This window comes from Pseudomonas sp. TWI923, assembly GCF_039673365.1.
In the GTDB taxonomy this organism is placed as follows: Bacteria; Pseudomonadota; Gammaproteobacteria; order Pseudomonadales; family Pseudomonadaceae; genus Aquipseudomonas; species Aquipseudomonas sichuanensis.
In genome coordinates, this window is the sequence record NZ_JBDJLM010000062.1 from 12,852 (window position 1) to 30,882 (window position 18,031).

The window sequence follows — 18,031 nt, forward strand, 5'->3', positions numbered from 1 at the left end:
ACGCGCCACAGGGGCCGCTATGCGGCCCTCTCGCGTGGCCTCTATCGGCCGGGCCTGTCAAAACCACCCACCCCGCGAAAGCTCCTGCTCACAGCTGCGATACTGCGCCCCAAACACCTCCGCCCGTGCCTGAACCTTCTGCGAGACGTTCAGCAACCACGGCTTGGCGTCATAGCTGCGGTTGCGGTAGCCGCCCCAGCCTTCGTGGTAATTCAGGTACTGGCCGTAGGCGTCCCACTTGGACACGCCATTCACCCGCTGGCTCTTCTGCATGTACCAGCCCATGAAGTCGACGGCGTCGGCGAAGTCGTCGCGGCTGGCGCCCCAGCCGCCGGCTTCGCGCTTGTAGTCGGCCCAGGTCTCGTCCTTGGCCTGGGCGTAGCCGTAGGCGGTGCTGACCCGGCCCCAGGGGATGATGCCGAGGAAGTAATAACGCGGCGGCAGGGCGTCGTGCTTGAACGAGGACTCCTGGTACATCATCGCCATCGGCACTTGCACCGGCGCACCCCAGCGCGCCTGCATCTTCAGCGCCGCCTCGTGCCATTTCGGCTTCTCGCGGAAGATCTCGCAGAGGTTGTCGGGGTTGGCGGGGGGCTTGGTGGCACAGCCGGCAAGCGCCAGGAGCAGGGCTGGCATCGAGAGCCGAAGCATGGAGGGGGTTCCTTTTTGCAGACGTCGGGATCGCAATTCGCGGGCGCTTTATACAACCTTTCGAACCAGGCCGGGGTTGTCTTCTGGATAACGGTTGCGCAGAGTCTGCCTACCTTGCCAGGAGACGCCCATGCCGCAAGCCATTTTCGCCGCCGCCCAGTGCGCCATTCGCGATGGCGCTATCACCGCCAACCTGGCCTTGCACCTGGCGTTCATGCGCCAGGCCCATGAGCACGGCGTAACGCTGCTGCTCTTCCCCGAGCTGTCCCTCACCGGCTACGCACTCAAGACGGCCAGTGCCCTGGCCCAGGGCCTGGACACGCCACTGCTGGCGCCGCTGCGCCAATTCGCCCAAGAGGCGGGCATGACCACAGTGGTCGGCATGCCGCTCAAGGTGCCGGGCCAGGACAGGCCTCGCATCGCGGCGTGCATCCTCCACCCGGATGGCTCGATTACCGCCTATACCAAGCAACATCTGCATACCGGCGAAGACGTGTTCTTCGGCGCGGGGAGCGGGGGTGAGCTGCTGTCTGTCGCCGGTGTGTCCGTGGCCTTGTCGGTGTGCGCCGATTTCACCCATCCCGAGCATGCCGCCTATGCGGCGCAGCGTGGTGCGCAGGTGTATGCGACCGGCGTGCTCATTGGCGAAACGGGTTATCCAGCGGATAGCGCCTTGTTGCAAAGTTATGCACAGCGGCATGCCATGGTGGTGCTCATGGCCAACCATGGCGGCATTACTGGAGGCTGGGCTGCGGCTGGGCGTAGCGCGTTCTGGGATGAGCAGGGGCGGTGTGTCGCGGCTGCTTCAGGTGCTGGCAATCGGCTGTTGCTCGTTTCAGGGCGGGGAGGGGAGTGGACGGGGCGCGAGATCTCTATGGCGATGGATGCCGCTGAATTGGTCTGAAGCCAGGGCGATCCTGTTAAGTGTGTTTTGAGTTGTAAGTGCCGATGGTTTACAGCTTAAAAAACAGGTTTACAGGTAAATATCGTGCGCTGATATCAATCCGGGTTCAGCGGCTTGAGTCACTCGCTCAATCGCTCGGCCGCCTTGCGGTAAACCTGGTCTCGCTCCCGTTTATCCACGCTGACCACGAACACTACGACCTCATGGTCGATGACTTGGTAGACCAATCGATAGCCACTGCTTCGCAACTTGATCTTGTAGCAGTCCGGGAAGCCGTGCAGGCGGTTCGCTTCAACCCTTGGATTGAGCAATATCGTTGCCAGTTTCTTCTTGAACTGTTGTCGAAGGGTGTCGCCGAGTTTCTGCCATTCCTTAAGTGCGCGCGCATCGAATTCGAGGTTATAGGTCATCCAGCGTTACCTTCACCCTCTGAGGGGCGGCCAGACGTTCGCGCACGGTGGCGAGCAAGGCTTCGTCGTCTTCGGTCAACAACACAGGCTTGAAAGGCAGTTGCCCACGCTCAGCGACATACTGCAACGCCTGGCGCATCAGTTCGGAAGGGGTTACGCCCAGCTTTTCCAGTTCACGGTAGGCACGAACCTTGAGGTCGTCGTCGATCCGCACATTGATGGACGCCATGGTTTTGGCCTCTTTGTAATGACATTGGTCTGTACAATGAGCCAATGCTGCCTGCGGAGCAAGGGGGCCGGTGAGATTACCGACGGGCGTGGCAGAGGCGCATTACTCGTTGAACTCTGGAGCGACGTCAGGCAGTTGGGAGGGAGACCTCAAGGTAGTAGCCTCGAACCACACCGGCCACGAACTGCGATGTCGGTTCTCTACCTGCACACAGGGAATCAACCGCTCGCTCAGCACCTCGGCCCGCCCCACACCCACCGCCAGCCGATACTTGGCACTGTGCACGCACTCCCGGTCGCCAAACTCGCAGCGGTCCAGGCGGGTACCGCCGCATGGCCCGTTCGCCAGCCCTTTGGGGCAGGTCTCGGGGCAGATGTACAGGGTGTCCTCCAGCCGGCAACTGCCGCAGGTATCGCAGCCCACCATCGGCCGTTTGATGCGCCGCTCCAACTGATGCAGCCATTGCGCTGCCGTCGGGTTGCGCCATAGCGGCCGGGTCACGGCCCAGCCAAAGGCTTTGCTCAGCGGCGTGGTGCGGCTGAACAGTTGATGGTGCATCGCTGCCAGCAGGTGGTAACGGGCTTTCTCTTTTTTCGACGCGGTGATCTGCCGTTGCCCCATACGCCAGGCGTGCCCGGGCGGGTGGAAGGTGACGGCGGGCACGCCAGGCTCCTGCCAGGCCGCATGCCAGGCGGGCGTCCAATCCTGGAGCGTCGTGAACAGCGGTTGCAGTTCGTTGATTGTCTGCTCCAGCGCTTCGAACTGGGCGACATCATGAATGCCCGACAGGTGCACGCCGGCATAGCCCATCAACTTCAGGCCGATCACTTGCAAGGCCAGGCGCTGGTTGGCGCGGTCTTTGGCGTATTGCTTGGACACCGCGGTTTCTGCCGCCAGCAATGCGCGCATCGACGGCGTAACGGTCACCCCGGCGACGTGCTCGAGCATGCCGGCGCGGCCTTCGGTCAGCGCCATGATGCAGGCCATCAGCGGTTTCGGCCGGGGCTGGCGCTGCATCCAGTCGTAGGCTTCCTGGTGTTTCTCGATGTCGAAACCCAGCTGCAGGATGAACAGGTCGGCACCCGCGGCCAGTTTTTTCTCGGCCTTGAAATACTGCGCGCCGCCCTCGGCTTCCTGGTACTTGAACGGGTTGAGCGCGGCGGCCAACAGCCAGTGCGGGCGGGCTTGGCGCACGATCTGCAACGCAGCGACGGATTCTAGGTAGCGCACCGGGCGCTGGCCTGGGGTGTGGCCGGGCAGGCGGTCGCCGGTGAGCACCAGCAACTGGTCCAGGCCGGCGGCGTCCATGCGTTGCAGCTGGGCGAGCAGGTCGCGGCGTTCGCGGTCCTTGCCCGAGAAGTGCAGCAGGGCGGGGACGGGTTCGGCCAGGCTGGCGAAGGCGTCCAGCGGCGACATGTCCAGGGCACTGCCGACGCGGTCGCCGATGGCCACGGTCAGGGGCCAGCCGCACAGCTGGGTGCGGGCCATGAGGGTGTCCAGCGTGGCGAAACGCTCGGCGGAAGGCTTGGGGACGAACTCGAGGATGCAGGCGAAGGCGTTGGCGTCCAGGGTCGTTTTCAGCAGGCTCATGATGTGCGGGCTACCGGGTTTGGGCAGGGTGGCAGTGTGAAGCAGATTGGCGCGCGGGGCATGTCTGGTTGCGCGGGTGAGTGTGTTGTTTGAGACATCCACAGGCTTCCACGACACCGCGCAGATCTTTGTAGGAGCGGCCTTGTGTCGCGATAGCGCTGCGTAGCAGCCCCAGGATTTCTGTGTTGGCACAACGATCGCCGGGGCCGCTTTGCGGCCCTTTCGCGACACAAGGCCGCTCCTACAAAGGGCTCTGCGAAGTTTTCGATCATGAGCAAATCTTGATTTCATCTCAAATTTTATGAGTTTGTCTCACTTCTTCAGCCCCAGCAGAATGCCCTCATTCAATTTCAAGCATCTAGGGACACGAACATGGCACTGGCACACAACCTGGGTTTCTCCTGCATCGGTCGCGACCCTGAGTTGAAGCAAGCCCAGGCGGCGTTCTGCAAGGGCGAGCTGGACGAGGCCGGGTTGCGTGCCGTGGGCCGTGGCCTGCGCGCCGCGCATTGGCAGGCGCAGAAGGCCGCCGGCATCGAGCTGCTGCCGGTCGGCGACTTTGCCTGGCGTGACCAGGTGCTGACCCACTCGCTGACCTTCGGCGTGATCAAGGCCAAGGACGGTGCCAAGCCGACGCTGCAAACCCTGTTCGCCGTAGCCCAGGATGCGACCCAGTGGTTCGACACCAACGAGCACTACCTGGCCCCCGAATTCACCGCCGACCAGCAGTTCGCCCTGAGCTGGGAGCAGTTGTTCGAGGAAGTCGAAGAAGCCAAGGCCCTGGGCCATGCGGTCAAGCCGGTGGTGATCGGCCCGCTGACCTACCTGTGGCTGGGCAAGGCCAAGGGCGAGCAATTCGACAAGCTGGACCTGCTCGACCGCCTGTTGCCGATCTACGACCAAATCTTGAACCGCCTGGCGGCACAGGGTGTGGAGTGGGTGCAGATCGACGAGCCGATCCTTGCCCTGGAGTTGCCGCAGGACTGGAAGAACGCCTACGAGCGCACCTACAACATCCTCCAGCGCGCCCCGCTGAAAAAGCTGATCGCCACCTACTTCGGTGGCCTGGACGCCAACCTCGGCCTGGCCGCCAACCTGCCGGTCGATGGTCTGCACGTCGACCTGGTGCGCGCCCCGGAGCAGCTCCCGACCCTCCTCGACCGCCTGCCGGCCTACAAGGTGCTGTCGCTGGGCGTGGTCAACGGCCACCAGGCTGGGCACGGCGAGCTGGAGCAGGCGCTGGATGTGCTGCGCCATGCCCACGAGCGCCTGGGTGATCGGCTGTGGGTCGCGCCGTCGTGCGCGTTGCTGCACAGCTCGGTGGAACACGATGATGAACTGAACAGCGGGCTGGCCTTCGCGGTGCAGAAGTGCGAAGACGTAGTCATGCTGGCCAAAGCCCTTGACCAGCTCGAAGCCACCCGGCTGTGCGCTGCGTAGCAGCCCCGCGACCGTTCAGGCAACATCGCAGGTTCCACCGCGACCAGAACGGCCTGCCATGAAGCCCACCCACCTGACCCTGATCTGCCACGCCCGCACCGAAGCGCAGCGGGTGGGGCGCTTTGCCCTGGATGACGAGCCCCTGCTTGAAGCACCAGGGCCGCTGGGTGAGTTATCCACAGCCGCCCGCTACCTGAGTGCACCCGAGCTACGCGCCCGGCAGACTGCCGAGGGCCTGGCCGCGACAGTTGATGAAGGTTTGCGCGACTGCGATCTGGGCAGCTGGAAAGGCATGCCGCTCAAGCAACTGGACGAGCAGGCGCTGCAACTGTGGCTCATCGACCCCCAGGCGGCGCCCCATGGTGGCGAGTCGATCGCCGCGCTGTGCCAACGCGTCGCCCAGTGGATGGACAGTGCCCTGGCCGAGGGTGAGTGGATCGCCATCACCCATCCCTTTGTCATCCGCGCCGCGATGTTGCATGCCTTGGGGGCGCCGTTGGCGTCCTTTCAGCGCATTGATGTACCGCCCTTGGCCCGTGTGCGCTTCAGCCACTACGGCCAGTGGCGGCTACAGCTGAGTTGACGGTTACTAACGCAGGGGCCGCTTCGCAGCCCTTTCGCGACACAAGGCCGCTCCTACAGATGACCGCGATCTCCTGTAGGAGCGGCCTTGTGTCGCGAAAGGGGCGCGAAGCGGCCCCAGCGACCTCGAATTGAGCAGAGTTGTTGGCCCTACCGCCGCACCAACACCGGCACCACGCGGATATAAATCAGCTCACTGACCAACTCCACCAGCGTCTGGGTAATCACCGCCGCCGCCGCCAGCGCACGGATCGGCTCCGGCAGCGCCAACGCCAACGGCAACACCACCAACGAATTACGCGTGGCGGCACTGAAGGTCACCGCCCGTGCCTCGCCTGTGGATAACCGCAGCAGCCGCGCCGCCGCCCACCCAAGCACCGGTGCCAGCAATGCAAAGCCGACATACACCGGCAGCACCGGCAGCAACTCATCCAGCCGCTCAACCACCACGCCAATCTGCGAACCGATCACCGCGATCAGCACCAACGCCATGGCCGGCACAGGCAGCCAGGCCCAGGCGTCGTTCCAGCGCGCAATCAGCGGCGAGCGCCGGGCCCCGCTGCTGGTGGCCACGGCCAGCAACAGCGGCAGCACGATCAGCAGCACGAAGGCTTCCACGAACGGCGCAACAGAAATATCCACCTGCTGGGCGTCACCGAGCATCAGCGCCAGGTACAACGGCAGCAGCGCCAGTTGCACCAGCAACAGCACCGGCGTGGCGGCCAGGGTCAGGCGCGACTCGCCCTTGCCCAGGTGGGTGAACACCACCACGTAGTCGATGCAGGGTGTCAGCAGCACCAGCAGCGCGCCGACCAGCACGGCGGGGTGGTCGACCAAGCCACGGGTACCGGCCCACACCAGCAGCGGCACCAGCACGAAGTTGGCCAGCAGCAGTGCGCCCATGAAGCGCCGGTTGCCAAGCCCGGCGCGTAGATCGAGAAAGGGAATCTGCAGGAACATCGCATACATCAGCACGGCGATGGCCGGGGTCACCAGCAGCTCCAGGGGCCGAGCCGCCCCAGGCGCCAGCAGGCCGACGGCGGCGGCGAGCAGCACGGCGATGAAGTAAACGGGGATCTGCTGGCGTTCGAGTTGCTCTCTGTCCACGGGCGTCCTGGCATTTGCGACTGAATTACGGGGTGGGGCAGGGTACTATCTGGCGCAAACCATAGGGAGTGATTCGATGCGAATTCTAGTGGTGGGTGCGAGCAAGGGATTGGGCAAGGCACTGGTCGAGGGCCTGGGCCAGGCGGGCGATACGCTGATCGGCGTGTCGCGTACACGGCCTGAAGCGCTGCCGGCGGCGGTACGCTGGATCGAGGCCGACCTCGGCCAGCCGCGCCAGGCTGCGGCGGCGATCCACGAGGCGGTCGCCAGGGAGGGGCTGGACGTATTGGTGTACAACGTCGGGATCTGGGAAACGCTGGCGTTCGAGGACGGCTACAGCTTCCTCGACGATGACGACGGGCAGATCGAACGCATGGTCGCCACCAACCTCACGGCGCCGTTGCTGTTGATCAAACGTTTGTTGCCGGTGCTGCTTAACAGCGCGCGGCCACGGATCATCCTCACGGGGTCGACCTCGGCGTTGCCGGGGAGTGGGCGGCCGGAGGTCACCTTCGGTGCCAGCAAGTTTGGCTTGCGCGGTATTGCCGAAACCTTGCGCGAAGGCTTCCGCGAGCAGGGGTTGGGGGTGAGTTGCCTGAACCTGGGCTACCTCAATACAGAGGACGGGCTGGATGTGCCGTTGGCCCAGGCCGAGCAGCGCGGTGAAGGTTCGCTGATCCCGCTGCACGATGTGGTGCAGGTATGCCGGATGATGCTGAGCCTGTCTGCTGCCAGCTACGTGCGTGACATCACCTTGCCGGCGCTGCGCGACGAGCGGTTCTGAGCTGGCCTGCATCGGCGAACTGCGGCGGCACAGGGGTGGCGCATAGCTTGAGATTATGCGGTCTGGAGGAAGGTTCCTCCTGTGCCGCCCTCATCGCTGGCAAGCCAGCTCCCACAGTGATTGCGCGACTTTCACGGTCAACGTGGTACCTGTGGGAGCCGGCTTGCCGGCGATGAGGCCCTCGGGCTTACCGCTCGATCGCCAACGCCACACCCTGGCCACCACCGATACACAGGGTGGCCAGGCCTTTCTTGGCATCGCGCTTGATCATTTCATGCAGCAAGGTCACCAGCACCCGGCAGCCCGACGCACCGATCGGGTGGCCCAGGGCAATGGCGCCGCCATTGACGTTGACCTTGGCCGCATCCCACTCCAGCTGCTTGCCCACCGCCAGCGCCTGGGCGGCAAAGGCTTCGTTGGCCTCGATCAGGTCCAGCTCGCCCAGCTGCCAGCCGGCTTTGGCCAGGCAGCGCTGGGTGGCCGACACCGGGCCGATGCCCATGATCGCCGGGTCCACGCCGGCACTGGCGTAGGCAGCAATTTTGGCCAGCACCGGCAGGCCCAGGGCCTTGGCTTTGCTGGCGCTCATCAGCAGCACCGCGGCGGCGCCGTCGTTGAGGCTGGAAGCGTTGCCGGCGGTGACGCTGCCGTCCTTCTTGAACGCGGCGCGCAGCTTGCCGAGGGACTCGGCGGTAGTGCCGGCGCGGGGTTGCTCGTCGGTGTCGAACACCAGCGGCTCGCCTTTTTTCTGCGGGATCTGGATCGGGGTGATCTCATCCTTGAAGCGCCCGGCCTCGATGGCGGCCACGGCCTTGCGCTGCGACTCGGCGGCGAAGGCGTCCTGCTGCTCGCGGGTGAGGCCGTACTTGTCCACCAGGTTCTCGGCGGTGATGCCCATGTGGTAGTCGTTGAAGGCATCCCACAGGCCGTCGGTGATCATGCTGTCGACCAGCTGGCCATGGCCCATGCGTTGGCCGGTGCGGGCCGAGGGCAGCACGTAGGGCGCCAGGCTCATGTTTTCCTGGCCGCCGGCGATCACCACTTCAGCATCGCCGCAGCGGATGGCCTGGGCGGCCAGGTGCAGGGCCTTGAGGCCCGAGCCGCAGACTTTGTTCAGGGTCAGTGCCGGCACTTCATAGGGCAGGCCGGCCTTGACCGCGGCCTGGCGGGCGGGGTTCTGCCCGGCGCCGGCGGTGAGCACCTGGCCGAGGATCACTTCGTCGACCTGGGCCGGGTCCAGCTGGGTCTGGGCCAACAACTGGCGGATCACCGCAGCGCCCAGTTCGACGGCGGACAGGTTGGCCAGCGCCCCCTGGAAACTGCCGATGGCAGTGCGGGTGGCGGCGACGATGACGACTTCGTTCATTGTTGTTCTCCGGGGTACGGTCATGATCGCCACAGCATCCCTGCCGGGCGCTGATTTGGGAAGTTTGTTTTTCTTTGCCATTGATCCGAAATTCAAATGAATAAGCGGCGGCGGGCCACGCCTGCGCGGCGCCGCAACTAAGCTTGGCGTCAGCTTCGGGGGGGAGCGTTTACCAACCACCAGAGCGGAGCTTCTTGCCATGCGCTACTCAGTGATTGCCATCACCCTGCTGCTCGCCAGCGCCAACACCTTTGCCAAGACCGAATGCACCACGGCCGACCGCAGCACCTGGCAGGATGCCGACAAGTTCCAGGCCCAGCTCAAGGAGCAGGGCTACAAGATCAACAAGTTCCAGATCACCAAGGGCAACTGCTACGAGATCTACGGTTTCGACAAGGACGGGCGCAAGGTCGAGATCTACCACGACCCGGTCACCGGCAAGGCGGTCAAGAGCGAGGTGCATGAGTGACCGCCAGTGTGCGCCTGTGGGACCCGTTGCTGAGGTTGTGCCACTGGTCCCTGGCGCTGGTGTTCTTTGCCGATTACTTCTTCAACGAGGCCGGTGACGACTGGCACCAGTGGCTGGGCTACTACGCCGGTGCCTGCCTGGTGTTGCGCATTGGCTGGGGGTTTGTCGGGCCGCGCAGCGCGCGCTGGAGGGACTTCTGGCCCACGCGGGCACGGTTGAAGGTGCATGCGCTGGCGCTTTGGCGCGGCGAGCGTTTTCACCGCCTGGGGCATACGCCGATCGGCGCGCTGGTGATGGTGCTGATGATGACCGGCATCGCCAGCCTGGGCGTGACCGGCTGGATGATGCTGGAGGTGGATGCCTTGTGGGGCGCCGAATGGCTGGAGACGCTGCACAGCTGGCTGGCCGATGCGGTGCTGGCGCTGGTTGGCGTGCACCTGCTGGCGGCGCTGGTGGAGAGTGTGCGCTTGAGGGAGAACCTGCCGTTGTCGATGGTGACCGGGCGGCGACGGTCTTCCGACGAGCCGTGAAAGGCTGAAGGGCCATCGCGGGGAATCACTCGGACCTGTAGGAGCGGCCTTGTGTCGCGAAAGGGCCGCAACGCGGCCCCAGGATTTCCGCGTAAGAGCAGAAATCGCGGGGCTGCTACGCAGCCCTCTCGCGACACAAGGCCGCTCCTACAGTGGATGTGCAAGTTCATTGTTTGGCCGGCTTGCCGGCGAAAGGGCGTATCTACACCGCCGGGCACTGGTTGGTCACGCAGTGAATCCCACCCCCTCCCGCCGCAATCGCATCGATATCCAGCTGCACCACCGTGCGCCCCGGATACAACTGCACCAGCAACGCCCGGGCCTTCTCATCAGCGCTGCGATCACCAAACTGCGGTGCGATCACCGCGCCATTGATCACGAAGTAGTTGATGTACCCCGCGGCAAAGTCCGGGTTGCCCTTGCTGAACTTGTTGCTGCGCGGTTTCATCGGCGGCGACAGGGTATGCACCTGCAACTTGCGCCCATCGGCGTCGGTGGCGTTCTGCAGAATTTCCAGGTGCTTGCGGGTCACTGCGTAGTCGTAGGAATCCGGGTCGTTGTCCAGGTTCGCCACCACCACGCCGGGCGCCGCGAAGCGCGCATAAAAGTCCACGTGGGCATCGGTGATGTCCTTGCCCTTGATGCCCGGCAGCCAGATGATCTTGCGCAGCCCCAGGCGCGCCTTCAGTTCCTCTTCGACCTCGGCCTTGCTCCAGTCGGGGTTGCGGTTGCGGTTGATCCAGCTGCTCTCGGTCATGATCCCGGTGCCGTGGCCGTCCACCTCGATGCCGCCGCCTTCGCCCACCAGCTCGCTGCGTTGGTATTGGGCTCCGGCCAGCTTGGCCACGCGCGCCGCCAGCTTGGCGTCGTACCGGTGCTGCTGCTTGCCGCCCCAACCGTTGAAGTTGAAGTCCACCGCGCCCAGCGCGCCATCGTCGTCCAGCACCAGGTTGGCGCCGATGTCACGCATCCAGATGTCGTCCAGCTCGGTTTCGACATAGGTGATGTTGTGGCTGCCGCATTCTTCCTCGGCGATATCGCGTTCGCTGGCGCGGCAGAACACCGTCACCGGCTGGTAGGCGGCGATGGCCCGGGCGATACGGCCCAGCGCGGCCTGCACGTCTTCGGTGAAGTCTTCCCAGATGGCGTCCTGGGCGCCGAAGGCGATATAGGCGCACTGCTGTTTTTCACCCTCGTCGGGCATGAACCAGCGGCCGGCCTCGGCGGCGCGGGCGCTGCCCAGGGGCAGGCCGAAGCTGGCGGCGGCGCTGACGCCAGCGACCACGCTCAGTTGTTGAAGGAAGGTGCGGCGAGTGGGCATGGGGTCAGTCCTGTGCAGTCTTGAAACGGGTCCAGACGCGCATGCGCGCACGCATGTCGGCCTGGGGGATGTCCTTGCCGGGGATCAGCCGGGCGTAGGCGGCTTCGTTAAGGTAGATATCGGGGTTGTCGCGCAGCCGCGGGTCCACCAGCGGGCGGGCCTTGGCGCTGGCAGTGGGGTAACCGGTGGTACTGCTGATCGCGGCCATGTTCTCCGGGCGCATGACGAAGTTGATGAAACGATAGGCGTACTCGGGGTGCTTGGCGTCGGCGGGGATGGCCATGGTGTCCATCCACACCGTGGTGCCTTCGCGGGGCACCCGGTACTGGAAGTCGATGGCTTTGCCGGCGGCTTCGGCGGTGCGCTGGGCCTGGATCACGTCGCCGCTGTAGCCCAGTGACAGGCAGATGTTCTGGTTGACCAGCTCGGTCACCGGTTGCGACTGCAGCTTCTTCACATAGGGGCGGATGCCCTTGAGCAGTTCGCTGGCGGCGGCCAGGTCTTCGCGTTTGGCGCTGCGCGGTTCGCGGCCCAGGTAGTGCAGCACCACGGCCAGCACTTCGTCGGGCGAGTCGATCATCGAGATGCCGCAATCGGCGAACTTGGCTGCCAGCTCTGGCTTGAACAGCAGGTCGAGGCTGTTCAGCGGGGCGTCGGGCATGCGCTCGCGGATCTTCTTCGCGTCCATGGTCAGGCCGATGGTGCCCCAGGTGTAGGGCACGGTGGCCTGGCTGGCCTTGGGGTACTGGTCGTGCAACTTGCGCAGGCTGGGGTCGATGTCGTCCAGCGCGGTCAGCTGGCTGCGGTCCAGTTTCTGCAGGCTGCCGGCGCGCATCAGCCGTTCGGCCACGGTGTCGCCGGGGAACACCAGGTCGTAGCCGCTGCGCCCGGACATCAGCTTGGCCTCCAGCACCTCGCTGCCGTCCATGACGTCGTAGATCACCGGGATACCGGTTTCGGCGGTGAAGCGCTTGAGCGTGTCTTCGGCGAAATAGTCGGCCCAGTTGTACAGGCGCAAGGCGTCCTGCTCGGCCTGGGCGATACCGGCGCAGGCCAGCAGCGCGGCGATGGCCAGCAGTTGTGATGGACGGCGTGGCATGCTCAGGCCCTCTCGGTGTGTGGGGTGCGGCCGTCGAGGGTCATCAACGGCGCGTACAGGTCGGGGCGGCGGTCGCGGTACACGCCCCAGCTCAGGCGGTCCTCGCGCATCTGCGCCAGGTCCAGGTCGTGCAGCCACACGCCACTGCTGGCGCGGTCGGCTTCGGCGAGCAGGGCGCCCTTGTGGTCGCAGATGAACGACGAGCCGTAGAAGCGCATCGACAGGCTGCTGTCACTCTTGGCCACTTCTTCGCCAACCCGGTTGGCGGCCACCACCGGCAGCAGGTTGGCGGCGGCGTGGCCGCGCATGGCGACTTGCCAATGATCGCGCGAATCCAGCCCGGCGGCGCCGGGCTCGGAGCCGATGGCGGTGGGGAACAGCAGCACTTCGGCGCCCATCAGCGCCAGGCAGCGGGCGGTCTCGGGGAACCACTGGTCCCAGCAGATGCCGATGCCCAGGCGGCCGAAGGCGGTGTCCCAGACCTTGAAGCCGGTGTCGCCGGGGCTGAAGTACTCCTTCTCCTGGTAGCCGATGGCGTTGGGGATATGGCTCTTGCGGTACACCCCCAGCAGCGTGCCGTCGGCGTCGGCCACGGTCAGCGAGTTGAAGAAGGCGTTGCCGGCGCGCTCGTACCAGCTCAGCGGCAGCACCACGCCCAGCTCCTTGGCCAGGGCGGCGAAGCGGCGCAGCAGCGGGCTGTCGTGGTAGTCCTCGGCCAGGGCCTGGTGGCTGTGGCACTGCTCGATGCAGAAGTACGGCGTGGCGAACAGCTCCTGCAACAGGATCACCTGGGCGCCATCGGCGGCGGCCTGGCGCACCAGTTGCTCGGCACGGTCGAGGTTGCCGGGCACATCCCAGCTGCAGGCCATCTGGGTGGTGGCGATGCGCAGGGTGCTCATGGGCGTTCTCCTTGCAGCGGCCAGGCCGGCTGTTGCTGGGTGATGCAGTGAATGCCGCCGCCGCCGTGGGCGATATGGTCGATGCGCACCGGCACCACTTCGCGGCCGGGGAAGGCATGGGCGAGCTGATCGGCGGCGGCCTGGTCGGCGTCGATGCCGTAGGCCGGCATGATCACCGCGCCATTGGCCAGGTAGAAGTTGGTGTAGGAGGCGCAGAACACCTCGGCGTCGGTGTCCACGGCCGCGGTGGCCTCGTACAGGTCGAGCAGCTCGAACTTACGGCCCTGGGCGTCGGTGGCCAGCTCCAGCGCACGGCGGTTTTCGCGGACCACCTCGGCGTACACCGAATCCTTGTCATGGGTGGCATCCACCAGCAGCACGCCGGGGCGGGCGAAGGCGCACACGCCGTCGACATGGCCGTCGGTCATGTCACCGGTCACGTACTGCGGGTCGCCCGGCAGCCAGATGGTCTTGCGGATGCCCAACAGGCGGGCGAAGCAATCCTCGAAATCAGCCTTGCTCAGGCCCGGGTTGCGATTGGGGTTGAGCAGCACCGATTCGGTGGTGATCAGGGTGCCTTCACCGTCCACATGGATGGCGCCGCCTTCGTTGCACAGCGGGGTGCTGAAACCTTCCAGGCCGAGCTGGTCGAGGATGCGCCGGGCCAGGCTGCGGTCCTTGCCGTGTTCGGACTTGTTGCCCCAGGCGTTGAAGCGCCAGCTCAGGCCGGCCACGCCTTGCTGCGGGTGCAGCAGGAAGCTTGGCCCGCTGTCGCGGCACCAGCTGTCGTCGACGGCCAGCTCGATCAGCTCGATGCCGGCGCCGCACAGCGCGCGGGCGGTGGCCATGGCGGACGGGTCCACCACCATCTTCACCGGCTCGAAGCGGGCGATGGCGGCGGCCACCCGGGCGTAGTCGCGCTGCACGTCGGCCAGGGTCACGCCCCAGCCCGATTCCCACAGTGGTTGGTTGTGCGGCCAGATCATCCAGGTGGCGGCGTGGCGGGCCCATTCGGCAGGCATGCGCCAGCCGCTGTCGTGGGACAGGGTCATAGTGAACTCCGATCTATTAGGGATTTTTATCAACGAAGCCCGCCGTCGCGGGTGTTGGTGCCAATGTTATGGCTGGGAAGTTGGGGCGACAAACGATAGATTTAGCGTATTTCTGATCAGTCAGGCTTATCAGCATGCTCAAACACTGGCCCCCGCTCAATGCCCTGCGCGGCTTTGAAGCCGCTGCCCGCCTGGGCAGTTTCCACAAGGCCGCCGAGGCCCTGAACCTCACCCAGTCGGCGATCAGCCAGCAGATTCGCAGCCTGGAAAGCTACCTGGAGCAACCGCTGTTCCACCGCACCGGGCGCAGCGTCAGCCTTACCGATGCCGGGCACGATCTGCTCAGCACCACCCAGACCTTGCTGCAGCAACTGGCGGTGGGCATCCGCCGGCTGGACCAGTACCGCAAGCCCAACCAGCTGGTGGTCAACACCACCCCTGCGTTCGCCCGGCACTGGCTGCTGCCGCGCCTGGCGGAATTTCACCAGCGCTATCCGGAGGTGGACCTGTGGCTGTTCACCAGCTTCGAGGTGCCGGACATGGCCAGCGAGACCATCGACCTGGCGATCCGCGATGACATTGGCGCCCAGGCTGAATGCAGCTTCAGTGTGCTGCACCAGGACCTGCTGTACCCGGCCTGCCACCCGGACCTGCCCGAGCAGGGGCGCACCACCTTGCATGGCGAGCGGGAGATGGACTGGAGCCACTGGCAGGTCGAAGGCGGCGAGGATGTCGGGCAGCAGGGCAAGGGGCTGAATTTTTCCGACCCGGGGTTGCTGCTGGAGGCGGCGGGCGAGGGGTTGGGGATTGCCCTGGTCAGCCAGTTGCTGGCGCAGCGGTTGGTGGCGCAGGGGCAGTTGCAGGCGTTGTCGGCCCAGCGCGTGCGTGGGCCGGCGTGGAGTTGCCTGGTGCATCGCGACAGCCAGGATGACCCGCAGGCGCGGCGGTTTCTGGAGTGGTTACGCCAAGCCTTGTAGGAGCGGCCTTGTGTCGCGATAGGGCCGCATAGCGGCCCCAGCGATCTTGAAGTGCGGCACAAATCCTGGGGGCGCTTCGCACCCCTTTCGCGACACAAGGCCGCTCTTACAGTAATCAGTTCGATCATGCAGTGGCTCGAATCACCCCGTATTATGTGTCGGATGACATGCGAGGGTAGTCTCACCCTCTAGATCAAACGGAACCGCCCCATTTTTGCCGGGGCGCTTCCCCAGCCTAAACCTGACGAGGTACAGACATTGGCCATCATTCATCCCAAGGTTCGCGGTTTCATCTGCACCACGACTCACCCAAAGGGCTGCGAGCTCAACGTCCGTGACCAGATCGAAGCCACCCGCAAGCTGGGCGTGCGCGAGGATGGTCCGAAGAAAGTCCTGGTGATCGGCGCCTCCAGCGGCTACGGCCTGGCCGCCCGCATCACCGCGGCATTCGGCTTCAAGGCCGACACCCTGGGCGTGTTCTTCGAAAAGCCGGGCACCGAGACCAAGGCCGGCACCGCCGGCTGGTACAACGCCGCCGCCTTCGACAAGTTCGCCAAGGCCGAGGGCCTGTACAGCAAGTCGATCAACGGTGACGCCTTCTCCGACGAAGCTCGCGCCAAGGTCATCGAGCTGATCAAGAACGAAATGGGCGGCCAGGTCGACCTGGTCATCTACTCGCTGGCCTCGCCGGTGCGCAAGCTGCCGCAGACCGGTGAAGTGATCCGCTCGGCGCTCAAGCCGATCGGCCAGCCGTACAAGTCGACCGCCATCGACACCAACAAGGACACCATCATCGAGGCCAGCATCGAGCCGGCCACCGAGCAGGAAATCGCCGATACCGTTACCGTGATGGGCGGCCAGGACTGGGAGCTGTGGATCGATGCCCTGAACGCCGCCGGCGTGCTGGCGCCTCAGGCCCGCACCGTGGCCTTCAGCTACATCGGCTCCGACATCACCTGGCCGATCTACTGGGACGGCGCCCTGGGCAAGGCCAAGCAGGACCTGGACGAAACCGCCCAGCGCCTGGGCAAAAAAGTCGGCGGCAGTGCCAACGTTGCGGTGCTGAAGTCGGTGGTTACCCAGGCCAGCTCGGCTATCCCGGTGATGCCGCTGTACCTGTCGATGGTCTTCAAGATCATGCAGGAGAAGGGTATCCACGAAGGTACCCAGCACCAGCTGGACCGCATGTTCCGTGACCGCATGTACCGTGAGGACGGTGCGCCGGCTGCACTGGACGAGGAAGGCCGTCTGCGTCTGGACGACTGGGAACTGCGTGATGATGTGCAGGACGCCTGCCGTGCCATGTGGCCGAAGGTGACCACCGAGAACCTGTTCGAGCTGACCGACTACGCCGGTTACAAGAAGCAGTTCCTCAACCTGTTCGGTTTCGAGCGCGCTGACGTCAACTACGACGAAGACGTGGCCACCGATGTGAAGTTCGACTGCATCGAGCTGTAATCGCGTCAGGCCTGTACCGGCCTCTTCGCGGGTAAACCCGCTCCCACAGGATCTCCACAGCATTCAAGACTGTGGAGATCCTGTGGGAGCGGGTTTACCCGCGAAAGGGCCGGCACAGGTGTAGGTTTTTTGCTAGCGTTGGCGCACAACAACACAGAAGCGCGCCATGAGCAGCCTTACCCAGCCCGCCACCGCCTTTCGCCACAACGCCCCCGACGGCTACAGCCTCGGCGGCTTCCGCTGGCGCCACGCCACCCCCGCAAGCCAGCGGCCGCTGGTGATCATCAACGCCGCCACTTCGGTGCGTTGCCGTTACTACTCGCGTTTTGCCGACTACCTGTTCGCCCAAGGCTTCGATGTCCTGAGCTACGACTACCGTGGCATAGGTGAATCGCGCCCGGCCTCGCTGCGCGGTTTCCAGGCCTCATGGAGCGACTGGGGCCGGCTGGATTTCGAGGCCATGCTGCAACTGGCTGGCGCCGAACATCCGGGGCAACCGGTGCATGTGGTGGGGCACAGTTTCGGCGGCTGGGCGCTGGGCCTGGCGCCTTCGGCGGCGCAGGTGCAGCACGCGGTGCTGGTGGGTGCGCAGTTCGCCTACTGGCGCGACTATGCGGCGGACCAGCGCTGGCAGCTGTATGGCAAATGGCATGTGCTGATGCCATTGCTGACCCGAGTGTTCGGCTACTTTCCCGGCAAGCGCCTGGGGTGGCTGGAGGACACGCCGGCGGGGGTGGTGCACGACTGGAGCACGCCGACGCCACGCTACGAGCACCGACCCAGCGGGCGGTTGCTGCAAGCCTTGCCGTTCGCTCACGTCAGCGCCTCGACCTTGGCGATCAGCCTGACCGACGATCCGTTCGGCACGGTGGCGGCCACCGAGCGGTTATTGGGTTATCTGGATGAGCGCGGGCGCAAGCACCTGCGGGTGGCGCCTGTGGATATCGGCGTCGAGGAGATTGGTCACTTTGCGTTCTTTCATGACCGGTTTCGCCAGAGCCTTTGGCCGATTGCGCTGGGGTGGTTGCAGGCGGGGCGGTTGGCGGAGCAGGTGCCGGGGCAGGTTATTGGTTGAGCGTGAAGGGGGAGGGCTGCGCCCTCCTTTCGCGGCACAAGGCCGCTCCTACAGGGAAATGCGATCCTCTGTAGGAGCGGCCTTGTGC

At 65.1% G+C, this 18,031-nt stretch carries 18 protein-coding genes and 1 pseudogene; 9 read left to right on the forward strand and 10 right to left on the reverse strand.

Annotated features, from left to right (window positions below):
- Positions 1-57: 57 nt before the first annotated feature.
- Positions 58-651 carry a hypothetical protein gene (locus tag ABE459_RS19980; protein ID WP_125857460.1) on the reverse strand — a complete coding sequence of 198 codons (594 nt, stop codon included), beginning with the start codon at positions 649-651 and terminating at the stop codon, positions 58-60.
- A gap of 130 nt (positions 652-781) precedes the next feature.
- Here ABE459_RS19980 and ABE459_RS19985 point away from each other — a divergent pair, with 130 nt between their 5' ends.
- The gene (locus ABE459_RS19985; RefSeq protein ID WP_323830682.1) at positions 782-1,555 is read left to right on the forward strand and encodes a carbon-nitrogen hydrolase family protein; all 774 of its coding nucleotides are present in this window, start codon (positions 782-784) and stop codon (positions 1,553-1,555) included.
- 119 nt (positions 1,556-1,674) lie between these two features.
- On the opposite strand, the gene ABE459_RS19990 is transcribed toward ABE459_RS19985, so the two are convergent.
- The 3 genes from ABE459_RS19990 to ABE459_RS20000 all read right to left on the reverse strand — a co-directional run bounded on the left by ABE459_RS19990 (position 1,675) and on the right by ABE459_RS20000 (position 3,784).
- Positions 1,675-1,965, reverse strand: coding sequence for a type II toxin-antitoxin system RelE/ParE family toxin (locus ABE459_RS19990; protein WP_258644810.1), 291 nt, complete (start codon positions 1,963-1,965; stop codon positions 1,675-1,677).
- Complete coding sequence (locus ABE459_RS19995) at positions 1,955-2,194, reverse strand: type II toxin-antitoxin system RelB/DinJ family antitoxin (RefSeq protein WP_125462610.1); 240 nt, start codon at positions 2,192-2,194, stop codon at positions 1,955-1,957. Before ABE459_RS19995 ends, ABE459_RS19990 begins: the two co-directional genes overlap by 11 nt.
- A 102-nt stretch (positions 2,195-2,296) precedes the next feature.
- Positions 2,297-3,784, reverse strand: coding sequence for a methylenetetrahydrofolate reductase C-terminal domain-containing protein (locus tag ABE459_RS20000; RefSeq protein ID WP_323830683.1), 1,488 nt, complete (start codon positions 3,782-3,784; stop codon positions 2,297-2,299).
- A gap of 372 nt (positions 3,785-4,156) precedes the next feature.
- Between ABE459_RS20000 and ABE459_RS20005 the strand changes: the two are divergent.
- Both ABE459_RS20005 and ABE459_RS20010 read left to right on the forward strand, forming a co-directional pair.
- Positions 4,157-5,194: pseudogene (locus ABE459_RS20005) on the forward strand (5-methyltetrahydropteroyltriglutamate--homocysteine S-methyltransferase); the annotation flags it as partial.
- A gap of 88 nt (positions 5,195-5,282) precedes the next feature.
- Positions 5,283-5,807, forward strand: a complete 525-nt coding sequence (locus tag ABE459_RS20010) for a histidine phosphatase family protein (protein ID WP_258705718.1) — start codon at positions 5,283-5,285, stop codon at positions 5,805-5,807.
- Between the two features lie 149 nt (positions 5,808-5,956).
- On the opposite strand, the gene ABE459_RS20015 is transcribed toward ABE459_RS20010, so the two are convergent.
- Positions 5,957-6,913 carry an arsenic resistance protein gene (locus tag ABE459_RS20015; protein WP_323830684.1) on the reverse strand — a complete coding sequence of 319 codons (957 nt, stop codon included), beginning with the start codon at positions 6,911-6,913 and terminating at the stop codon, positions 5,957-5,959.
- 76 nt (positions 6,914-6,989) lie between these two features.
- Here ABE459_RS20015 and ABE459_RS20020 point away from each other — a divergent pair, with 76 nt between their 5' ends.
- Complete coding sequence (locus ABE459_RS20020) at positions 6,990-7,697, forward strand: SDR family oxidoreductase (RefSeq protein ID WP_323830685.1); 708 nt, start codon at positions 6,990-6,992, stop codon at positions 7,695-7,697.
- Between the two features lie 187 nt (positions 7,698-7,884).
- On the opposite strand, the gene ABE459_RS20025 is transcribed toward ABE459_RS20020, so the two are convergent.
- A complete protein-coding gene (locus ABE459_RS20025) occupies positions 7,885-9,063 on the reverse strand; it encodes an acetyl-CoA C-acetyltransferase (RefSeq protein WP_258644824.1) in 1,179 nt (392 codons plus the stop codon).
- 199 nt (positions 9,064-9,262) lie between these two features.
- Between ABE459_RS20025 and ABE459_RS20030 the strand changes: the two genes are divergently transcribed.
- Positions 9,263-9,532 carry a PepSY domain-containing protein gene (locus ABE459_RS20030; RefSeq protein ID WP_125462616.1) on the forward strand — a complete coding sequence of 90 codons (270 nt, stop codon included), beginning with the start codon at positions 9,263-9,265 and terminating at the stop codon, positions 9,530-9,532.
- Positions 9,529-10,062, forward strand: coding sequence for a cytochrome b/b6 domain-containing protein (locus ABE459_RS20035; protein ID WP_323830686.1), 534 nt, complete (start codon positions 9,529-9,531; stop codon positions 10,060-10,062). The genes ABE459_RS20030 and ABE459_RS20035 overlap by 4 nt, the downstream gene beginning before the upstream one ends.
- Before the next feature lie 202 nt (positions 10,063-10,264).
- On the opposite strand, the gene ABE459_RS20040 is transcribed toward ABE459_RS20035, so the two are convergent.
- The 4 genes from ABE459_RS20040 to ABE459_RS20055 are packed head-to-tail and all read right to left on the reverse strand — an operon-like array spanning position 10,265 to position 14,433.
- Complete coding sequence (locus ABE459_RS20040) at positions 10,265-11,383, reverse strand: agmatine deiminase family protein (RefSeq protein WP_125462617.1); 1,119 nt, start codon at positions 11,381-11,383, stop codon at positions 10,265-10,267.
- 4 nt (positions 11,384-11,387) lie between these two features.
- A complete protein-coding gene (locus ABE459_RS20045; protein WP_258644832.1) occupies positions 11,388-12,482 on the reverse strand; it encodes an extracellular solute-binding protein in 1,095 nt (364 codons plus the stop codon).
- 2 nt (positions 12,483-12,484) lie between these two features.
- Positions 12,485-13,381 (reverse strand): N-carbamoylputrescine amidase, encoded by an 897-nt coding sequence (gene aguB, locus ABE459_RS20050; RefSeq protein ID WP_110991721.1) that lies wholly within the window; start codon positions 13,379-13,381, stop codon positions 12,485-12,487.
- Entirely contained in the window at positions 13,378-14,433 is a 1,056-nt protein-coding gene (locus tag ABE459_RS20055; protein ID WP_323830687.1) for an agmatine deiminase family protein, read from the reverse strand. Before ABE459_RS20055 ends, aguB begins: the two co-directional genes overlap by 4 nt.
- A 134-nt stretch (positions 14,434-14,567) precedes the next feature.
- Here ABE459_RS20055 and ABE459_RS20060 point away from each other — a divergent pair, with 134 nt between their 5' ends.
- The 3 genes from ABE459_RS20060 to ABE459_RS20070 all read left to right on the forward strand — a co-directional run bounded on the left by ABE459_RS20060 (position 14,568) and on the right by ABE459_RS20070 (position 17,943).
- On the forward strand, positions 14,568-15,410 hold the full coding sequence (locus ABE459_RS20060) for a LysR substrate-binding domain-containing protein (RefSeq protein WP_323830688.1): 843 nt from the start codon (positions 14,568-14,570) through the stop codon (positions 15,408-15,410).
- A 258-nt stretch (positions 15,411-15,668) separates the two neighbouring features.
- Entirely contained in the window at positions 15,669-16,868 is a 1,200-nt protein-coding gene (gene fabV / locus ABE459_RS20065) for an enoyl-ACP reductase FabV (protein ID WP_110991718.1), read from the forward strand.
- Between the two features lie 166 nt (positions 16,869-17,034).
- The gene (locus ABE459_RS20070) at positions 17,035-17,943 is read left to right on the forward strand and encodes an alpha/beta fold hydrolase (RefSeq protein ID WP_323830689.1); all 909 of its coding nucleotides are present in this window, start codon (positions 17,035-17,037) and stop codon (positions 17,941-17,943) included.
- Positions 17,944-18,031: the final 88 nt, after the last annotated feature.